Source organism: Tepidanaerobacter sp. GT38 (assembly GCF_021991635.1).
GTDB lineage: Bacteria > Bacillota > Thermosediminibacteria > Thermosediminibacterales > Tepidanaerobacteraceae > DTU063.
This window is the reverse complement of record NZ_JAFFJA010000061.1, coordinates 1-14,440: the sequence shown is the minus strand read 5'-3', so window position 1 is coordinate 14,440 and position 14,440 is coordinate 1. Positions and strand designations below refer to the sequence as shown.

The following is a 14,440-nucleotide window of genomic DNA, read 5'->3' as shown; positions in this document are numbered from 1 at the left end:
CTTTCTGCTGCCTCGGTATTTCATCAAATGCTTTGTTTACATAAGACCTTGTTCCCTTAGACTCAAAATAGAATTATTGCCGATAATTATATGATCTAGTACATTAATCCCAAGAATATTGCCAGCATCAACTAATCTAGAAGTAACTTCTATGTCCTCTTTGCTGGGTACCGGATCTCCGCTGGGGTGATTGTGAACTAATATAATTGATGCGCTGCTTCTTTTGATAGCTGGTTTGAAAACTTCTCGCGGATGGACTATGGAAGAATTGAGACTGCCAACCGAAATGTCTTCGATTGATATTACATGATTCTTTGTATTTAACAATATGGCTTTAAAATGCTCTTTTTCCAAAAATCTCATTTCCTCCATAAGAAGGTCCTTTACATCTAGGGGGCTCGTTATGGTTACTTGCTGGCCTCCACTATAGCGTGAAATTCTTCGCCCTAATTCTACTGCAGCTTTTATTTGAACAGCTTTTGCTAAGCCAATACCTTTTATCTTCGAAAGCTCCTCTACTGTAGAATTGACTACGTAAGCAAGCCCACTTATGCCTCCGTCACCCTTTAGTATCCGTTGAGCAAGCACTAAGGCTGACTCAGAACGCGTTCCAGTTCTCAATAATACAGCTAAAAGCTCAGCATCACTTAAAACTTGAGCTCCAAATCTAAGCAGGCGTTCCCGAGGACGTTCCTCCTGCGGTATATCTTTCATCAAGATATTATTTCCCAACAGAGTAACCTCCTGGAATTAAAGTACTTTTATGTCAAATTGAGCCAACATCTTACTTAATGTAAAAAGCGGCAATCCAACTATATTATAATAATCACCTTCGATTTTCTCAACAAATAAAGCACCTTTTCCTTGGATTCCATAAGCACCAGCCTTGTCCATTGGTTCTCCAGTTTTTATGTAGTTTTGTATCTCCAAGCTGCTTAGCTCCTTAAATTTAACCCGGCTCTCTTCAAAATCGCTTACATAACGCTTTGTGCTGGCATCTACAAGGGAAAGTCCCGTAAAAACCCTATGCCAACGCCCACTTAAGCTAGTCAACATCTCTTGGGCTTCTTCAAAAGTATGAGGTTTACCTAGAATCTTATCATCTAATACTACAATGGTGTCAGCTCCAAGGACTAGACCCTTTTGATGTTTTTTGGCAACTGCCATTGCTTTTTTTAAGGCAAGGCTTGCTGCATATGGTCCAAATTCCATCTTAAGATTTAAATCCTCATCAAGATTGCTGGGTTCCACAGAAAATTTTAGACCCAGTTGCGATAACAGCTGCTGTCTTCTCGGAGAAGCTGAGGCCAAAATAAGGCTTTTACACATTTTTTAGCACCTCATTAAAGTCGCTGGTATAAGAGAATTGCAATAATAAGTCCTATGGCTCCTGCCAAATTTAAACTTACATTAAAACCAAAGGTTATATTCACAATTCCTAAATCCAGATTGGTTGTAGACAAGCCTATACTCTTACCCTGGTTTAAAATTGGTGCAAAAGTACCTAAAATCTGGCCTAATACACCTCCAATTACTAAACCTACTATTAATAGTATAACCAATAATAAAGGACTACGATTATTTCGTTTCATGGGGTTCTTCCTCCTCAAAAAAATCAATTTGCACAAAGGTCGTATCCAGATTTTGTTTTACGAAGTAGGCAGCAAGACCAGTGAATAGACCAGTAAAAAGTCCAATTACCATTAAAAAAGGCAGGTAAACATAAAGGCCAAAAGTAGAAAGGACGAGACTTGCTACGGTAACTTGTACAAAATTATGGGTCACTCCGCCTAAAAGGCTAATTCCTACTAAGCTAAAAACGTTATTGAAATGCTTATAGGCGAAAGCCATAACTATCGTGCTTAAAATGCCTCCGGTGAGACTGTAAAGCAGACTTGAAAAGGATCCAGATAGCAGCGCTCCTATAAAGCACCGTATAACACTTACCATAAGTCCTTCTTTTAAGCCATAGAAGACAACAGCAATCAAGGACATGATATTGGCAAGGCCCAATTTTGCTCCCGGCACTGGAAAAGGTACCGGTATCATATTTTCAATAAAATGCAGTACTGATCCAAAAGACACAAGCAGTGAAAGAAATATTTTTTTACGATGCTTTTGCAACAAGTTTTTTCATCCTTTAGCCAAAATCTTAAAAAGTTATTATATCCACATCCTCTTTTATAGATTTATCACTTTGTATTTTGATGACCATTTTATTAGGAAGGCACACAATCATTTGCCCGGGACGGTTAATCCAGCCCTGTCTTATGCAGTCTTGGTCAGGGCACTGGGCAGACAACATCCGAACCCTATCCCTTTCAATTTCCACAATGTTTTCACCATTAGCCACAGGTACGGATATTTTTAGATTCGGCCCTGTTTCTCCTAGCGAAACTTTTTGATATAGCTTCCCATTAACTTCTATTAAAACGTAGCTTTTGCCATCTGCAAAACCGTAAACCTGAAAACTCACAAAGATTATAAAAGATATAAGTATTATTGAAAAAAATAGAATTTTGTCACCCTTTGTAATCATAAAAATCCCTACTTAGCTTGAATCCACACAATTAGTGTAACATTTTATTCCATACAACACAAGTGAAAAAATTGGCTATAAAAATAGGTAAAGGGCCGTGCTACAACTTTGCTTTTGTGCAAAATTCAACGGCCCTTTACCTAAAGCTAATCTTTTTTGTTTTTATTTACCTCTTCCAATACTCTTGCCAATATTTTCTCTTTATTACTCAAATGTGGAACATAATTTTCTCCGCTCTTGAAAAAGCCCTTTAAAGCTACTGTTTTTTTAGATACACGCCTATTTTCAGCCTTTTTGTTAGTGCTTTGGGATTTCATTTTTCTTTTCCTTTGTTTTCATTCTTGTACATCATATCCAGCATCTTCAATTGCCTGCTTTATATCATTAAGCTTTACTTTTGACGGGTTATAGGATACCTCCACTTTGCCGTTTTCTACATCTGCTTCAACTTTCGACACACCCGGCAGAGCTCCGACTGCTTTTTCCACAGCACCTTTACAGTGCCCGCAGGACATGCCGGAAACTTTTAAAACAATATCTGATCTAGAGGAAATGGGTTCACAACAACCAGTTGACATGATGTGCCTCCTTTTCGGGTGAAAATTATAGCCTAAGTTATAAAATGCCCTAGTTAAAAAATAAAATTCGCTAATTTTTAGGCTTCAGGACTTTGTTCAACCTTTTCTTCCCGTAGCTCTTCAGGTTTTATTACCCTTTCTATAACTAGGTCCACTTTTTCCACTGTATATCCTGTAAGGGTCTCTACTTCGCTGATAATTTTTTCCCTGGCTTTTTCAGCAACCTCAGGAATTCTTACGCCATATACAACGGCAATTTTCACCTCAAAGGCCACGCTTCCAGGTGATTCTTCAAATTCTGCAGGGTCAGTTTTCTTTACTGATATTTGAGGCGCAAATCTATCTACGAACATTCTGGTAAAACCAGCAAGACCACCCTTTCGATCCTGCTTATAGACCTCTTCTACTTTACGCATGGCTTCTTTGGCTATATCAACAAAAACTGATTCATTAATAAAAGTTTTTCCGCTCATTAAAGACCCTCCTCAAATATATATTTGCTCAATTATATATTTATATATTCTATATCCAAACGGAATAACCTTCCATTTTTTATTTCAAGTATACTTTTATAAAAGGATTTTCTGTAAATATAGAGAATTAATAATAAATCAATATTAATATAAGGAGATGCATGGTCAGTGAAATACATAGATCTCAGAAGCGACACGGTAACTTTACCTACAAAGCAAATGCGTGACGCCATTTATAATGCAGAGGTTGGTGATGACGTATACGGCGAAGATCCCTCCATTAATCGCCTAGAAAAAATGGCGGCTGAAATGCTGGGCAAGGAAGCGGCCATGTTTGTAACCAGCGGCACACAGGGCAACCAAATTTGCGTAATGACACATACCCAACCGGGTGATGAGATCATCCTAGAAGAAAAATGTCATATTATAACCTACGAAGTTGGAGGTATAGGCAGGCTAGCAGGAGTACAGGCAAGGCTTATCTCTGGTAAAAATGGCATAATGGATCCATCGGATATTGAAGCTGCTATACGGGAAGATAATATTCATTTCCCTAAAACAAAACTCATCTGTCTGGAAAATACCCACAATCGCGCCGGTGGTACCGTTATTCCTATGGATATACTTAAAAGCACATATGAGGTTGCAAAAAAACACAATATTCCCGTTCATATGGATGGAGCACGAATTTTTAACGCAGCTACATACCTAAAACAACCTGTAAAAGAAATTGCAAAATATGCGGATTCTGTTATGTTTTGCCTTTCAAAGGGATTATGTGCCCCAGTTGGCTCGGTGGTTGTAGGAAGCAAAGAATTTATTTCCAAGGCTAGAAAGTTTAGAAAAATGTTGGGCGGCGGAATGCGACAGGCAGGATTTTTAGCTGCCGCAGGAATTGTGGCATTAGAACAGATGACTTCAAGACTTAATGAAGATCATGAAAATGCCGCACTTTTAGCTAAGGGGTTAAGCGAAATCCCAGGTATTTTGATAGATATGGATACAGTCCAAACTAACATTGTTATTTGCGATATCAGCGGACTTAAAATGACCGGAAGAGAATTTGCTGCAAAACTTTATGAAAAAGGAATTCGTGTAAATGGCGGCAATTCTACAACGGTAAGATTTGTAACACATTATTGGATTAAAAAGGAAGATATAGAGGCTACTATAGAGGCTGTAAAGTCTCTTAGGTAAAAACTTATTTGTTTTTCCGCGAAGTGGGGGCTTGCATTGCAAAAATCTTAAACGAAAGGAGGCACCACAAGATACAAACAGGTGTTTTTAATACTGTTTGTATCTTGTGGAGGTAAATGTTTATTATAGCATGCAGCCTTATATTTTTTGCTATTTTTTTAGCGGTGCTCTGGCAACTTAATATGCTAAACCTATATTACGTTCTTTTTGCTGCATTACTCACTATATCTCACAATGCACTCTATCTAATTGAAGGAAAAAAAGAAAAGGGTAAACTTCGCGAGATAGTCAAACGCCTTAAAAGGTTTAATGAAGGCCTTTTAGGCGAAAAATTCGATGACATTAAAGGCAGCACTGTGGGCAACCTTTGTCAGGAAATACATAAAGTAACACAAAATACCAGGCATCTGGTTGGTGAACTATCAATCGCCTCAGAACAGCTAAAAGGCTTGTGTCAAAAATTTTATGCAGAAACAGAAACATCAGCTAAGTCTTCTCAAGAGATTGCAGAAACTATAAACCATATAGCTCAAAGGACAGAAAATCAAGTAAAGGCATGTGATAATGCTGTTACGGAGATTGTAAAGTTGACGGAGCTATCAAATCTTGTTGCCTCTGAAACCCAAAAGGTTGTTTCGGGCAACATAGAAGTTCAAAAAGCATTGCAGGAAACCTTGGAAATGATAGAAAATTTGGTAAGTTCTATCGAACTTACCTCTCGTCAAAACCACGTTACTGCTACGGAAGTTGAAGCATTGATAACGGAAGCTGATAAGGTGAGCGGAATTATCACATCAGTGGAAACTATTGCTCAGCAGACAAACCTTCTCTCATTAAATGCTGCAATTGAAGCTGCCCGGGCCGGCGACATGGGAAGACAATTCGCAGTAGTAGCCGATGAAATACGAAAACTTTCAATGAATGCTCAAATTGCAGCCAGTGAAATAAAAGAAACCATAAAAAATATAAGCAATAAAATTGTTAAATTATCCGATGAAATAGCTGCAGGTTTTTCCAAAGTTCAAAATGAAGCAGAACAAGCAAAAATTACAAAAAAATCCTTAGAAACTACTTCACAAGTAATTGAAGACACCCTTGAATCCATGAATCAGATCAACAACCTTACAACCGATGAGGCCGAAGCTGCCAGAAATATCAAGGAGCTAATTGAGGACTTTTCCTCACTTACTCAGGACATATCTACAGCTTTTCAAGAAACTGCCGCCGTTTCCGAAGAGCAGGCTGCTGTAATGCACAACATAAACTCTACAACCGAAAGTCTCATGAAAGTATCAGAAGAAATATACAGCTACGTGGAAAAAGTATTGCAAAATACCCAATATGATGTCTCATCAGAAATAAAAACAAAGGTTTTAACGCTACTTAAAAAGTGGGCCAATTCCAAAGAGATTCTATCATTGGACAAAGAGCAACACATGGAAGTTTTTCGAAAACTTAAAAATGAGTTTCCCAATTTTACCGGAATTATCACCGTCGACAACAGCGGTAAGAGCATTGCAAATTCAAATCCTTCTGATGTAACTGACTTTTCATTTAGAGATTGGTTTAAAGCCGCCAAAAACGGAAAAGATTTTACATCTAATATGTATATTTCCGCCCTAACCGGAGTCCCAACTGTAACAGTGGCAACGCCTATTTTTAAGGACAAGGAATTTTTGGGTGCAATCAGTGCTGGAATAAGCCTTAAATAATTTAATGGCTCCCTTGTATCCTGCAAGGGGGCTATTTTTATAAAAAGATTTTTCTCACTATATATACCGAAGCTGCAAAGCTTGCAAAGTCTGCAAGTATTCCAAGGGGGATAGCGTAACGGGTTTTCCGTATGCCTACAGAACTAAAATACACTGCTATGATGTAAAATGTGGTGTCACTTGAGCCCAGCATGGTAGACGCCAACCTTCCTATAAAAGAATCCGGGCCGTGTTGATCAAATATTTCCATTGTCATGCTAAGTGCCGCAGGTCCGGAAAGGCTCCGCACAATAAATAGAAGCAAGGCATCAGTGGGTGCTTTAATAACCTTGAGGATTGGGGACAATAGCGCTACAAGTATGTCTATAGCCCCTGACTCTCTGAAAATTCCAATTGCAACATATATGCCGATAAGATACGGAATGAGTTTTACGGCCATCATAAATCCTTCCTGGGCGCCCTCAACAAAGACCTCAAATATCCTAACACCTCTCATATGGCCGTATAAAAACACTACGAAAATTAATCCGGGTATAAACCAGGAAAAGCCTTGGCCTAGCGTCTCTGCCGTCAAAATTTTCGCCTCCTTCGGCAAAAACTTCTAATGACTATATCCCCTACAATTGCTGCTAAAGTAGAGCAGGTGGTAGCAAACAAAACTGAACCCACGATTTCAGAAGGATTTTTGGAACCTGCCGAAGCCCTTAATGCTATTAGTGTAGCAGGAACTATTGTGACACTAGATGTATTTATTGCTAAAAAAGTACACATAGCTTCAGTGGCAGTATCCGGTTTGTCATTTAGCCGCTGTAATTCTTGCATGGCTTTTAACCCAAAGGGAGTAGCAGCATTTCCAAAGCCCAGCATATTGGCACTCAAGTTCATTAAGATACATCCCAATGCGGGATGCCCTTTTGGTATTGAAGGGAAAAGCCAGCGAAAGAGAGGAGCTATTAGTCGGCTCAGTATATCTATAAGCCCCGATTCCTCCGCTACTCTTGCTATGCCCAGCCATAAGCTGACAATGCCGATTAGGGTTATAGCCCTTTGTACAGCATTACCCGCTGCGGTCATAGCAGCATTTGTTATAACATCTATTCTTCCATTTGCAGCAGCGACAATTATCCCTGATAAAATAAAGAAAGAAAAAATAAAATTCATAGCCAGAGCCTCCTTTAATCGTGAATAATCACCAGTGCTCCGGTTGGAACTGTATCGTAAAACCATTTTGCATCTTCATCTTTGAGCCTAACACATCCGTGGCTGGCAGGAATACCCAGCTTTTTCAATTCTTCTTCAATGATCTCATTGTCTTTATTTCGCGGCACTGAATGAATTAAATAGTTGCCGGTAATCCTCACCCAGTAAAGCCCGCCTTCCTGTATCCTTTCAGTCCAAAAGTATTCTCCCCTGTCCTGCAGCGTAAAAAAACCCAGTGGCGTACGGTTTTCGTCATCGGGGATGCCGCCAGAGGCCACCATGGATTTGATGACTTTATCTCCTCGATAAACAGTCACTTTTTGAATTGGCCTTAAGTTTACTTCAACCCACCATTTATCCTCCATATCAACTGTTGTAAATTCAAAAGCGTAGGGACTCATTTCCTCATCAAAAATTGATTTACCTGTCACTTTTACCTCGTAAGTTGCATTCGGCTTAAATACAGTATAAGGTTTAAATGTAGCGGTCTTTCCTTCAAGTTTGATATCGCCCATCATTCCTTCTACCTTTATATCAACTTCCTTCATGTCTTCACTAAAATCTACCGAAATCAGATTGTAAAGCTTCACATCCTTTTCACCATCTGCCGGTTCCGTTTTGACTATTTTAGGCACATCGGCAACTTTAAATATCTGATGAAAACCAGTTTTCCTTATATCATTTGTGTAATTTGATAAAAGACCGTCAAATTTTACTTCATACTGCTCCCCCGGAACAAGAGGCTGTTTTGGCACCAGCTCAAAGCTGCTTTCGTCTTTAAAAACTCTGCCGCTTTCGCTAATCATGTAATTATGCCTTAAGACATAATCAAAATTAACAATAAGGCCTTTTTTTAAGGCTTCAATTTTTACTGGCGTAGAAAAGTAAAGTCTAATGGGACCTGTACTAGAAACTATTGGAGAAATCCTGTAGAGAAAAGGAGAGATGCTTGCTCGAAAATTTGTTTTAACCACCTTATAAAGCCCAGGTATGGCTGTCTTTAGTGGACCTACTTGCAATGTTGTGTTAAAGCCTCTAGGTAGGTTTTTTTCCATGGCAAATATCTCCAAAGTTTTATCATCAATCCACCTCAGGCTTTTTATGATTTCGGTGCCTGGCCTTTCGGAAATTAATTTGACTTTATCTTCTATACCCGTCTGCTCAACCGGAACATAAAAATTTATTGTGACCCTTACAGTGCCTAAATCATCCAACTGTCTTATGGTAACGCTGCTTGCCCGTGAAAACAAAAACCACATAGCACCAATAGCGACTAGAAAAAATACAATTATATACTTTCTGCCCTTCATTAATTTCCCTCCCTATAGATATTTATGAAAAAAAAACAGGAACTTTCCTGTTTTAATAAATCAAGTGCTGTGAGCTTTGTCACATTAAATTTTTTCTTTCCTGTTTATAATTGTTTTAGATATATAATTAGAAAGGAGAGACACTATGGCAATAAGGAGCATAGTTCATATTGATGAAGATAAATGCAACGGCTGTGGCCTTTGCGTGCCATCCTGTGCAGAAGGAGCTATTAAGATAATAGATGGTAAGGCTCGCCTCATTTCAGATAAGTATTGCGACGGCCTTGGAGCCTGTTTAGGCACATGCCCTCAGGGTGCCATTACCATTATAGAGCGAGAAGCCGAAGATTTTGATGAAGAGGCGGTAAAAGAGTATCTTCATGCTAGTGAAAATTCAGCTGAAGACAGCCCTTATACAGGCCACAGCCATACTTTTAGCTGTCCTGGGTCAAGGCCTATTGACTTAAGGGAAACTGAAAAATCAACTTCTGCTTGTGAAGCAGGAGACGTCTCAATTTCCATCAAATCTCAGCTGAGACAGTGGCCGGTTCAGTTGATGCTGGTTCCTGTGCAGGCCCCATATTTTGAAAATGCTGATCTGTTAATTTCTGCGGACTGTATATCTGTTGCCTACCCCAATTACCACTTGGTAATGCTAAAAGGCAAAACTGTAGTAATTGGATGCCCAAAACTGGATGACGGAAATTACTATGTAGAGAAGCTCTCTGCCATATTAAAAAATAACAATATAAAGAGCATCACTGTAGCCCACATGGAAGTTCCCTGCTGTTACGGCATGGTCAAAATAGCAGAAGAAGCTCTGCGCCGCTCAGGAAAAAATATTCCCTTAAAAACAATCGAAGTCAGCCTTGAAGGGGAAATTATGTCATGAATAAAATAGAGCCCTTATCTTATTAATTTAAGATAAAGGGCTCTATTGCTTTTCCTGCTTCTTTTATATTGATTCCTGAAAATCGTAAACCATGCGCGATACATCGGCAAGGGTCTGTAAGGATACCGCTTCCCATGCCTCATCGGTAAAAATGGCAATTATATAAGGCCGCTTGCCAAAGACGATCCCCACATCATGGAATTTATCATTCAATGCACCCATCTTGTGAGCAACTATTATATCATCAGGTAGATTTTGAGGAATTCCTTCACTGAAAATGGAATTTGCCATATAATGAAGAACTTCATTGCCGTATTGGGGCTTTTCTTTACTAAAAGCAAGCAGCCTTTCAAGGTATATGCCCATGTCTTCAGGTGTTGTTATATAAAGTCCGTTATGGCCGCCGGTGGCCTCTGCACCTAAAGACTTCTCATAAGCCGTAAGTTTATCCTGACCTATAAACCCAAGCAGCATTTTCCAGGCTACATTGTCACTGTACTCTATAGCGAGCCGCGAAAGTTCCCTTATTGTATACTGCCCTCCAATTGGCTCCGCCTGAAGGATACCGGTGCCTTGCGCATAATATTCCTGCGTATAAGTTAGTTTTGTATCAAGATCAATTTCGCCTTGGGCTGCCAATTCGTATACGTACAAAACTAACGGCAACTTTATGGTGCTTGCCGCCACATAAACCTGATCAGATTTGATATTTAAAGTTTGGCCAGTAGCCAAATCTTTAACATAGACACTGACCTTTCCCGGCCTATTTCTTATATAATCCTCTAATTGAGCTCTCAAAACATCATAGTTTGGCAAATCGTTTTTACTATTTTCATTAGACGGTGATTTGCTATCTGAAACTGAAACATCCGCTGAAGAGTTAGCCCAGACACATATTGCCGAAAAAACTAAAAGCAATGTTAACAGTGATATTATATAAAATTTTAGATACGTAATAGCCCTTTCATCCTTAACCCTCCCTTATGAAAGATTGGCCTACATAATTATAAAGGGGTTGTGATAAAAGGGCTATAGTAGGTTGCTGGCTTTATTATCTGTATTTGGAAAATGCAAACCAGCTTTATTTAAACGCCTATATTTTTTATTTACTATTAAAGATCTTCACACTTAGAGTTAATCGTTTTTGTGAAAGTGTTCATACACTGTCTGGGCAGCTTTCCTATTCATACCCGGCACAGCTGCCAGTTCTTCAATAGAAGCTCTCTTGATACCTTCAAGACCGCCTAAGGTCTTAAGCAATGCCAATCGGCGGGTCTTTCCTATGCCCGGAATGTCATCAAGGACAGAGCGAAAATTTTTCTTGCTTCTGAGGCTTCTATGAAAAGTCAGTGCAAATCGATGGGCTTCATCCCTTACTCTCTGAACCAGGTAAAGGGCCTCTGAATTTTCCGGAAGGATAATCGGATCATCTTTTCCTTCTACAAATATATGCTCAAACTCTTCAGCCAGGGCAATTGTCGGTATGTGGGAAAGACCCAATTCCTTTAAAGCCTCTCTGGCATATTTCAGCTGGCCTTTTCCTCCATCAATTAAAAGAAGGTCAGGCAGCTTTTGAAATTTACCATCTCCGGAAAGAGTCCGCTTAAAGCGTCTCAAAATAACTTCTTTCATGCTTTCAAAATCATTGGGCCCTTCAACGGTCTTTATTTTGAACTTGCGGTAATCGTCTTTTTTAGGCTGCGCACCTTCAAAAACCACCATAGACGCCACTGATTCTGTACCTTGCGTATTTGAAATATCAAAGCCCTCAATGCGATAAGGAATGGTTTCCAAGCCCAGGTGTTCCCTTAATTCTTCTAAAGCTTGTCGATTTCTTAATTTTTCCTGCTCTTCTTTGCTTTCTACCTGTTCCAAATAAGCTAGCGCATTTTCCGCAACCATTTGGGCAAGTTCCTTCTTTTTACCTCGCTTTGGTATGATTATAGAAACCTTAGAGCCTTTTTTGCCGGTTAACCATTCTTCAATGGTGCCTTTATCATCAATATCTTCATCTAAAATGATTTCTTTTGGTATAAAATGTGCATTGTTATAAAACTGTTTCACAAAGGAAGTGAGAATTTCTTTCCGTTCAACATCATCAGTGTTATGCAAAATAAAGGGTTCACGGCTTATGAGCTTTCCCTCTCTAACAAAGAACACTTGAATACATACGCTACCGCTGCCTCTCGCCAAAGCAATAATATCTTGATCTATCATGTCAGTTGATACTATTTTCTGCTTTTCTAATATCTTTTCTAATGCCATGATCTGATCCCTTAGGGCAGCTGCTCTCTCAAAATCCAAGTTTTCTGCCGCTTCTTGCATTTTTGTCTTTAGCTGTTTCACTAGTGTGGATTGCTTTCCCTCAAGAAACATTATTACGTTCTTTATAATTTCATTATATTCTTCTTCTTTGATATATCCCTGACAGGGGGCAAGGCAGCGGTTTATATGATAGTTCAGGCATGGCCTCTCATCAAGTGGAATATTGCTTAAGTCCTTTTTGCAACTCCTAATGGGAAAAATCTTGTTGATTACGTCAATAGCCTCTCTCATGGCTCCTGCATTTGCATAAGGGCCAAAGTAACGTGCTCCGTCCTTTTTTACCCTGCGAACCACTTCTATTCGTGGAAAGGGCTGATTTAAAGTAATCCTAATATATGGGTACTGCTTATCATCCCGAAGTAAAATATTGTATTTTGGTCTGTGAAACTTAATCAGGTTACATTCTAAAATCAGTGCTTCAACTTCAGAATCCGTAACTATATACTCGATATCTTCTATCTTTGAAACCATTGAAGCAACTTTTACCGGAAGGTTTTTGGGAGACTGAAAGTAGGACTTTACCCTATTTTTAAGAGATGTGGCCTTACCTACATAGATAATTTTGTTTCGCTTGTCTTTCATTATATATACACCGGGTTTTTCCGGAATATCTGCTAGCCTATCAGGATTAAACATAAAAATTCCCTCCTGCCTTTTATTATATCACAGCAGGAGGGATATCAAAGGTTTTCATGTATATGGTTTACATGTTCAAAACCTTCTTTTATTATATGCACGACGTGATCATCATCAAGAGAATAGTACACCTGTTTGCCTTCTCGGCGAAATTTTACGAGGTGGGCTGTCCTGAGAACTCTCAAATGGTGAGATATATTGGAAACAGTAGTGTTTAAAAGAGCCGCTATATCACATACACAAAGCTCTTCCTTTGATAAAAGATACACGACTTTGACTCTGGTTTCATCAGCTAAAACCTTAAAAAGCTCCGCTAGGGCTGACATGTTGGGAATGGCACTTTTTAGCTTTTCTACTTTGTCTTTTTCAATACAGAAAACATCGCATATATCCTTTTCTTCATGTAATTTACCCTCCATCTTCTCCTCCCTCCTATCACATTAAAATTATATCAAATTAACCAAAATGTTTCCATTGCTTGCCCCATCACAAAAACATCACATTTTGCACAAACTTTTGCCAAATTTGTATGTTAGTTTTATATATAGAAAGTATCTTTAATCCCCCTTTACAATTTATCTAAAGCCCCCCCTCAACAGGTTTAACCTGTTTTTTTTTATCTATTTTGCCTAGGAGCTTTATCAGCACCAAACCAAATTCGTATAACCCCCACATGGGCACGGCCAATACCAATTGGGATAAAGCATCCGGTGGTGTTATAATTGCAGCTAAAGTAAAGATAAAAATAATTATTAACCTTCGATTCCTTATAAAAACTTTACTGTCTACTATGCCAAGGGTTGAGCCAAGCACCATCAAGAGCGGAAATTGTGATATAAACGCAAATGCTATAGTCATGTTCAGCAAAAACGAGGTGTAACTTGAGATAGAAATGAGAGGTGTCAAAACGGGCTGAGCAGATTTTAAGAAGAAATTTGTAATTTTAGGTGTAACTATAAATACGTTAAAGTATACTGCCAGAAAAAATAAAATTGTAGACACAGTCCCTAAAACCAGGGTAATTTTTTGCTCACTTTCGGTCAAAGCAGGTTTTATAAATTCCCAGGCTTGATACAAAGTAACAGGCACGGAAAGCAATATTCCACATATAAAAGAAACTTTTATTCTCGTTAAAAAAGCTTCTTGAGGACTGATATAGATTAAGTTTATATCTTTTGACCAAATAATGCTGATAATCTTTTGCCAATATATAAAACTGATAAATGCAAATATTAATACGGATATTAAAGACATTAACAGTCTAAGTCTTAGTTCTTTCAAATGCATTGAAAGGGGGAGTTTCTTATCCTTCATTTTTTCCCTTCATCATCTCTTACTTCTCGAACTGCCCGTTTAAATTCTCCTAATGCCTTGCCTAAAGCTTGTCCCACCTCAGGCAGCTTGCCAGGACCCAGTATTATTAAAGACAAAGCTAAAATTATTAACAGCTCAGATGTACCTATATTAAACACTTAAATCACCTCTTTAAGCAATTTTCTCTATACCATAGTATTAGAATGGCAACATTAAAATATACCAGATATTATGTGATTATAGGCCTTAAATTGCAATATTAAA

General features: G+C 38.6%; 19 protein-coding genes. 3 read left to right on the top strand and 16 right to left on the bottom strand.

The genetic code is table 11. From position 1 onward, the window contains the following. Nucleotides 1–36: 36 nt before the first annotated feature. The 8 genes from radC to JT739_RS09090 all read right to left on the bottom strand — a co-directional run bounded on the left by radC (nt 37) and on the right by JT739_RS09090 (nt 3,590). Nucleotides 37–714, bottom strand: a complete 678-nt coding sequence (radC, locus tag JT739_RS09125) for a DNA repair protein RadC (RefSeq protein ID WP_237660853.1) — start codon at nt 712–714, stop codon at nt 37–39. 36 nt (nt 715–750) lie between these two features. After that, on the bottom strand, nt 751–1,329 hold the full coding sequence (locus JT739_RS09120) for a nucleoside triphosphate pyrophosphatase (protein WP_237660812.1): 579 nt from the start codon (nt 1,327–1,329) through the stop codon (nt 751–753). A gap of 14 nt (nt 1,330–1,343) precedes the next feature. Beyond that, nucleotides 1,344–1,592, bottom strand: a complete 249-nt coding sequence (locus JT739_RS09115; protein WP_237660811.1) for a DUF4321 domain-containing protein — start codon at nt 1,590–1,592, stop codon at nt 1,344–1,346. Then, nucleotides 1,579–2,127, bottom strand: a complete 549-nt coding sequence (locus JT739_RS09110; RefSeq protein WP_237660810.1) for a Gx transporter family protein — start codon at nt 2,125–2,127, stop codon at nt 1,579–1,581. Before JT739_RS09110 ends, JT739_RS09115 begins: the two co-directional genes overlap by 14 nt. Before the next feature lie 25 nt (nt 2,128–2,152). Continuing rightward, on the bottom strand, nt 2,153–2,539 hold the full coding sequence (locus JT739_RS09105; RefSeq protein ID WP_237660809.1) for a NusG domain II-containing protein: 387 nt from the start codon (nt 2,537–2,539) through the stop codon (nt 2,153–2,155). A 146-nt stretch (nt 2,540–2,685) separates the two neighbouring features. Continuing rightward, nucleotides 2,686–2,856: a hypothetical protein gene (locus tag JT739_RS09100; RefSeq protein ID WP_237660808.1), complete on the bottom strand. Its 171-nt coding sequence runs from the start codon at nt 2,854–2,856 to the stop codon at nt 2,686–2,688. Between the two features lie 18 nt (nt 2,857–2,874). Continuing rightward, nucleotides 2,875–3,117, bottom strand: a complete 243-nt coding sequence (gene copZ, locus JT739_RS09095; protein WP_237660807.1) for a copper chaperone CopZ — start codon at nt 3,115–3,117, stop codon at nt 2,875–2,877. Nucleotides 3,118–3,194: 77 nt separating this feature from the next. Further along, entirely contained in the window at nt 3,195–3,590 is a 396-nt protein-coding gene (locus JT739_RS09090; RefSeq protein ID WP_237660806.1) for an Asp23/Gls24 family envelope stress response protein, read from the bottom strand. A 168-nt stretch (nt 3,591–3,758) separates the two neighbouring features. On the opposite strand from JT739_RS09090, the gene ltaE reads away from it, so the two are divergent. Both ltaE and JT739_RS09080 read left to right on the top strand, forming a co-directional pair. Beyond that, nucleotides 3,759–4,787, top strand: a complete 1,029-nt coding sequence (ltaE, locus tag JT739_RS09085) for a low-specificity L-threonine aldolase (RefSeq protein WP_237660805.1) — start codon at nt 3,759–3,761, stop codon at nt 4,785–4,787. A gap of 116 nt (nt 4,788–4,903) precedes the next feature. Beyond that, entirely contained in the window at nt 4,904–6,499 is a 1,596-nt protein-coding gene (locus tag JT739_RS09080; protein ID WP_237660804.1) for a methyl-accepting chemotaxis protein, read from the top strand. Nucleotides 6,500–6,536: 37 nt separating this feature from the next. Here JT739_RS09080 and JT739_RS09075 read toward each other — a convergent pair whose 3' ends face one another. Genes JT739_RS09075 through JT739_RS09065 form a run of 3 tightly spaced genes read right to left on the bottom strand, consistent with a single transcriptional unit; the run spans nt 6,537 to nt 9,009 of the window. Further along, nucleotides 6,537–7,073, bottom strand: coding sequence for a spore maturation protein (locus JT739_RS09075; protein WP_237660803.1), 537 nt, complete (start codon nt 7,071–7,073; stop codon nt 6,537–6,539). Next, nucleotides 7,070–7,660, bottom strand: coding sequence for a nucleoside recognition domain-containing protein (locus JT739_RS09070; RefSeq protein WP_237660802.1), 591 nt, complete (start codon nt 7,658–7,660; stop codon nt 7,070–7,072). Before JT739_RS09070 ends, JT739_RS09075 begins: the two co-directional genes overlap by 4 nt. A gap of 14 nt (nt 7,661–7,674) precedes the next feature. After that, nucleotides 7,675–9,009, bottom strand: a complete 1,335-nt coding sequence (locus JT739_RS09065; protein WP_237660801.1) for a L,D-transpeptidase family protein — start codon at nt 9,007–9,009, stop codon at nt 7,675–7,677. Between the two features lie 145 nt (nt 9,010–9,154). On the opposite strand from JT739_RS09065, the gene JT739_RS09060 reads away from it, so the two are divergent. Continuing rightward, on the top strand, nt 9,155–9,901 hold the full coding sequence (locus JT739_RS09060; protein ID WP_237660800.1) for an ATP-binding protein: 747 nt from the start codon (nt 9,155–9,157) through the stop codon (nt 9,899–9,901). 63 nt (nt 9,902–9,964) lie between these two features. Here JT739_RS09060 and JT739_RS09055 read toward each other — a convergent pair whose 3' ends face one another. From JT739_RS09055 to JT739_RS09035, 5 genes are all read right to left on the bottom strand, one after another. Further along, complete coding sequence (locus JT739_RS09055; protein ID WP_237660799.1) at nt 9,965–10,819, bottom strand: serine hydrolase; 855 nt, start codon at nt 10,817–10,819, stop codon at nt 9,965–9,967. Nucleotides 10,820–11,035: 216 nt separating this feature from the next. Continuing rightward, complete coding sequence (gene uvrC, locus JT739_RS09050) at nt 11,036–12,862, bottom strand: excinuclease ABC subunit UvrC (protein ID WP_237660798.1); 1,827 nt, start codon at nt 12,860–12,862, stop codon at nt 11,036–11,038. Nucleotides 12,863–12,906: 44 nt separating this feature from the next. After that, nucleotides 12,907–13,281: a metalloregulator ArsR/SmtB family transcription factor gene (locus tag JT739_RS09045; RefSeq protein ID WP_237660797.1), complete on the bottom strand. Its 375-nt coding sequence runs from the start codon at nt 13,279–13,281 to the stop codon at nt 12,907–12,909. Between the two features lie 160 nt (nt 13,282–13,441). Then, nucleotides 13,442–14,176, bottom strand: a complete 735-nt coding sequence (gene tatC, locus JT739_RS09040; RefSeq protein WP_237660796.1) for a twin-arginine translocase subunit TatC — start codon at nt 14,174–14,176, stop codon at nt 13,442–13,444. After that, nucleotides 14,173–14,334 (bottom strand): twin-arginine translocase TatA/TatE family subunit, encoded by a 162-nt coding sequence (locus JT739_RS09035; protein WP_237660795.1) that lies wholly within the window; start codon nt 14,332–14,334, stop codon nt 14,173–14,175. The genes tatC and JT739_RS09035 overlap by 4 nt, the downstream gene beginning before the upstream one ends. Nucleotides 14,335–14,440 lie beyond the last annotated feature (106 nt).

What these genes read in the sequence shown, in the direction of transcription:
- uvrC (WP_237660798.1), bottom strand. Translation starts at nt 12,862, where the DNA reads ATGTTTAATCCTGATAGGCTAGCAGATATTCCGGAAAAACCCGGTGTA.
- JT739_RS09120 (WP_237660812.1), bottom strand. Translation starts at nt 1,329, where the DNA reads ATGTGTAAAAGCCTTATTTTGGCCTCAGCTTCTCCGAGAAGACAGCAG.
- JT739_RS09100 (WP_237660808.1), bottom strand. Translation starts at nt 2,856, where the DNA reads ATGAAATCCCAAAGCACTAACAAAAAGGCTGAAAATAGGCGTGTATCT.
- JT739_RS09105 (WP_237660809.1), bottom strand. Translation starts at nt 2,539, where the DNA reads ATGATTACAAAGGGTGACAAAATTCTATTTTTTTCAATAATACTTATA.
- JT739_RS09080 (WP_237660804.1), top strand. Translation starts at nt 4,904, where the DNA reads ATGTTTATTATAGCATGCAGCCTTATATTTTTTGCTATTTTTTTAGCG.
- copZ (WP_237660807.1), bottom strand. Translation starts at nt 3,117, where the DNA reads ATGTCAACTGGTTGTTGTGAACCCATTTCCTCTAGATCAGATATTGTT.
- JT739_RS09065 (WP_237660801.1), bottom strand. Translation starts at nt 9,009, where the DNA reads ATGAAGGGCAGAAAGTATATAATTGTATTTTTTCTAGTCGCTATTGGT.
- JT739_RS09115 (WP_237660811.1), bottom strand. Translation starts at nt 1,592, where the DNA reads ATGAAACGAAATAATCGTAGTCCTTTATTATTGGTTATACTATTAATA.
- JT739_RS09045 (WP_237660797.1), bottom strand. Translation starts at nt 13,281, where the DNA reads ATGGAGGGTAAATTACATGAAGAAAAGGATATATGCGATGTTTTCTGT.
- JT739_RS09060 (WP_237660800.1), top strand. Translation starts at nt 9,155, where the DNA reads ATGGCAATAAGGAGCATAGTTCATATTGATGAAGATAAATGCAACGGC.
- JT739_RS09090 (WP_237660806.1), bottom strand. Translation starts at nt 3,590, where the DNA reads ATGAGCGGAAAAACTTTTATTAATGAATCAGTTTTTGTTGATATAGCC.
- radC (WP_237660853.1), bottom strand. Translation starts at nt 714, where the DNA reads ATGAAAGATATACCGCAGGAGGAACGTCCTCGGGAACGCCTGCTTAGA.
- JT739_RS09070 (WP_237660802.1), bottom strand. Translation starts at nt 7,660, where the DNA reads ATGAATTTTATTTTTTCTTTCTTTATTTTATCAGGGATAATTGTCGCT.
- tatC (WP_237660796.1), bottom strand. Translation starts at nt 14,176, where the DNA reads ATGAAGGATAAGAAACTCCCCCTTTCAATGCATTTGAAAGAACTAAGA.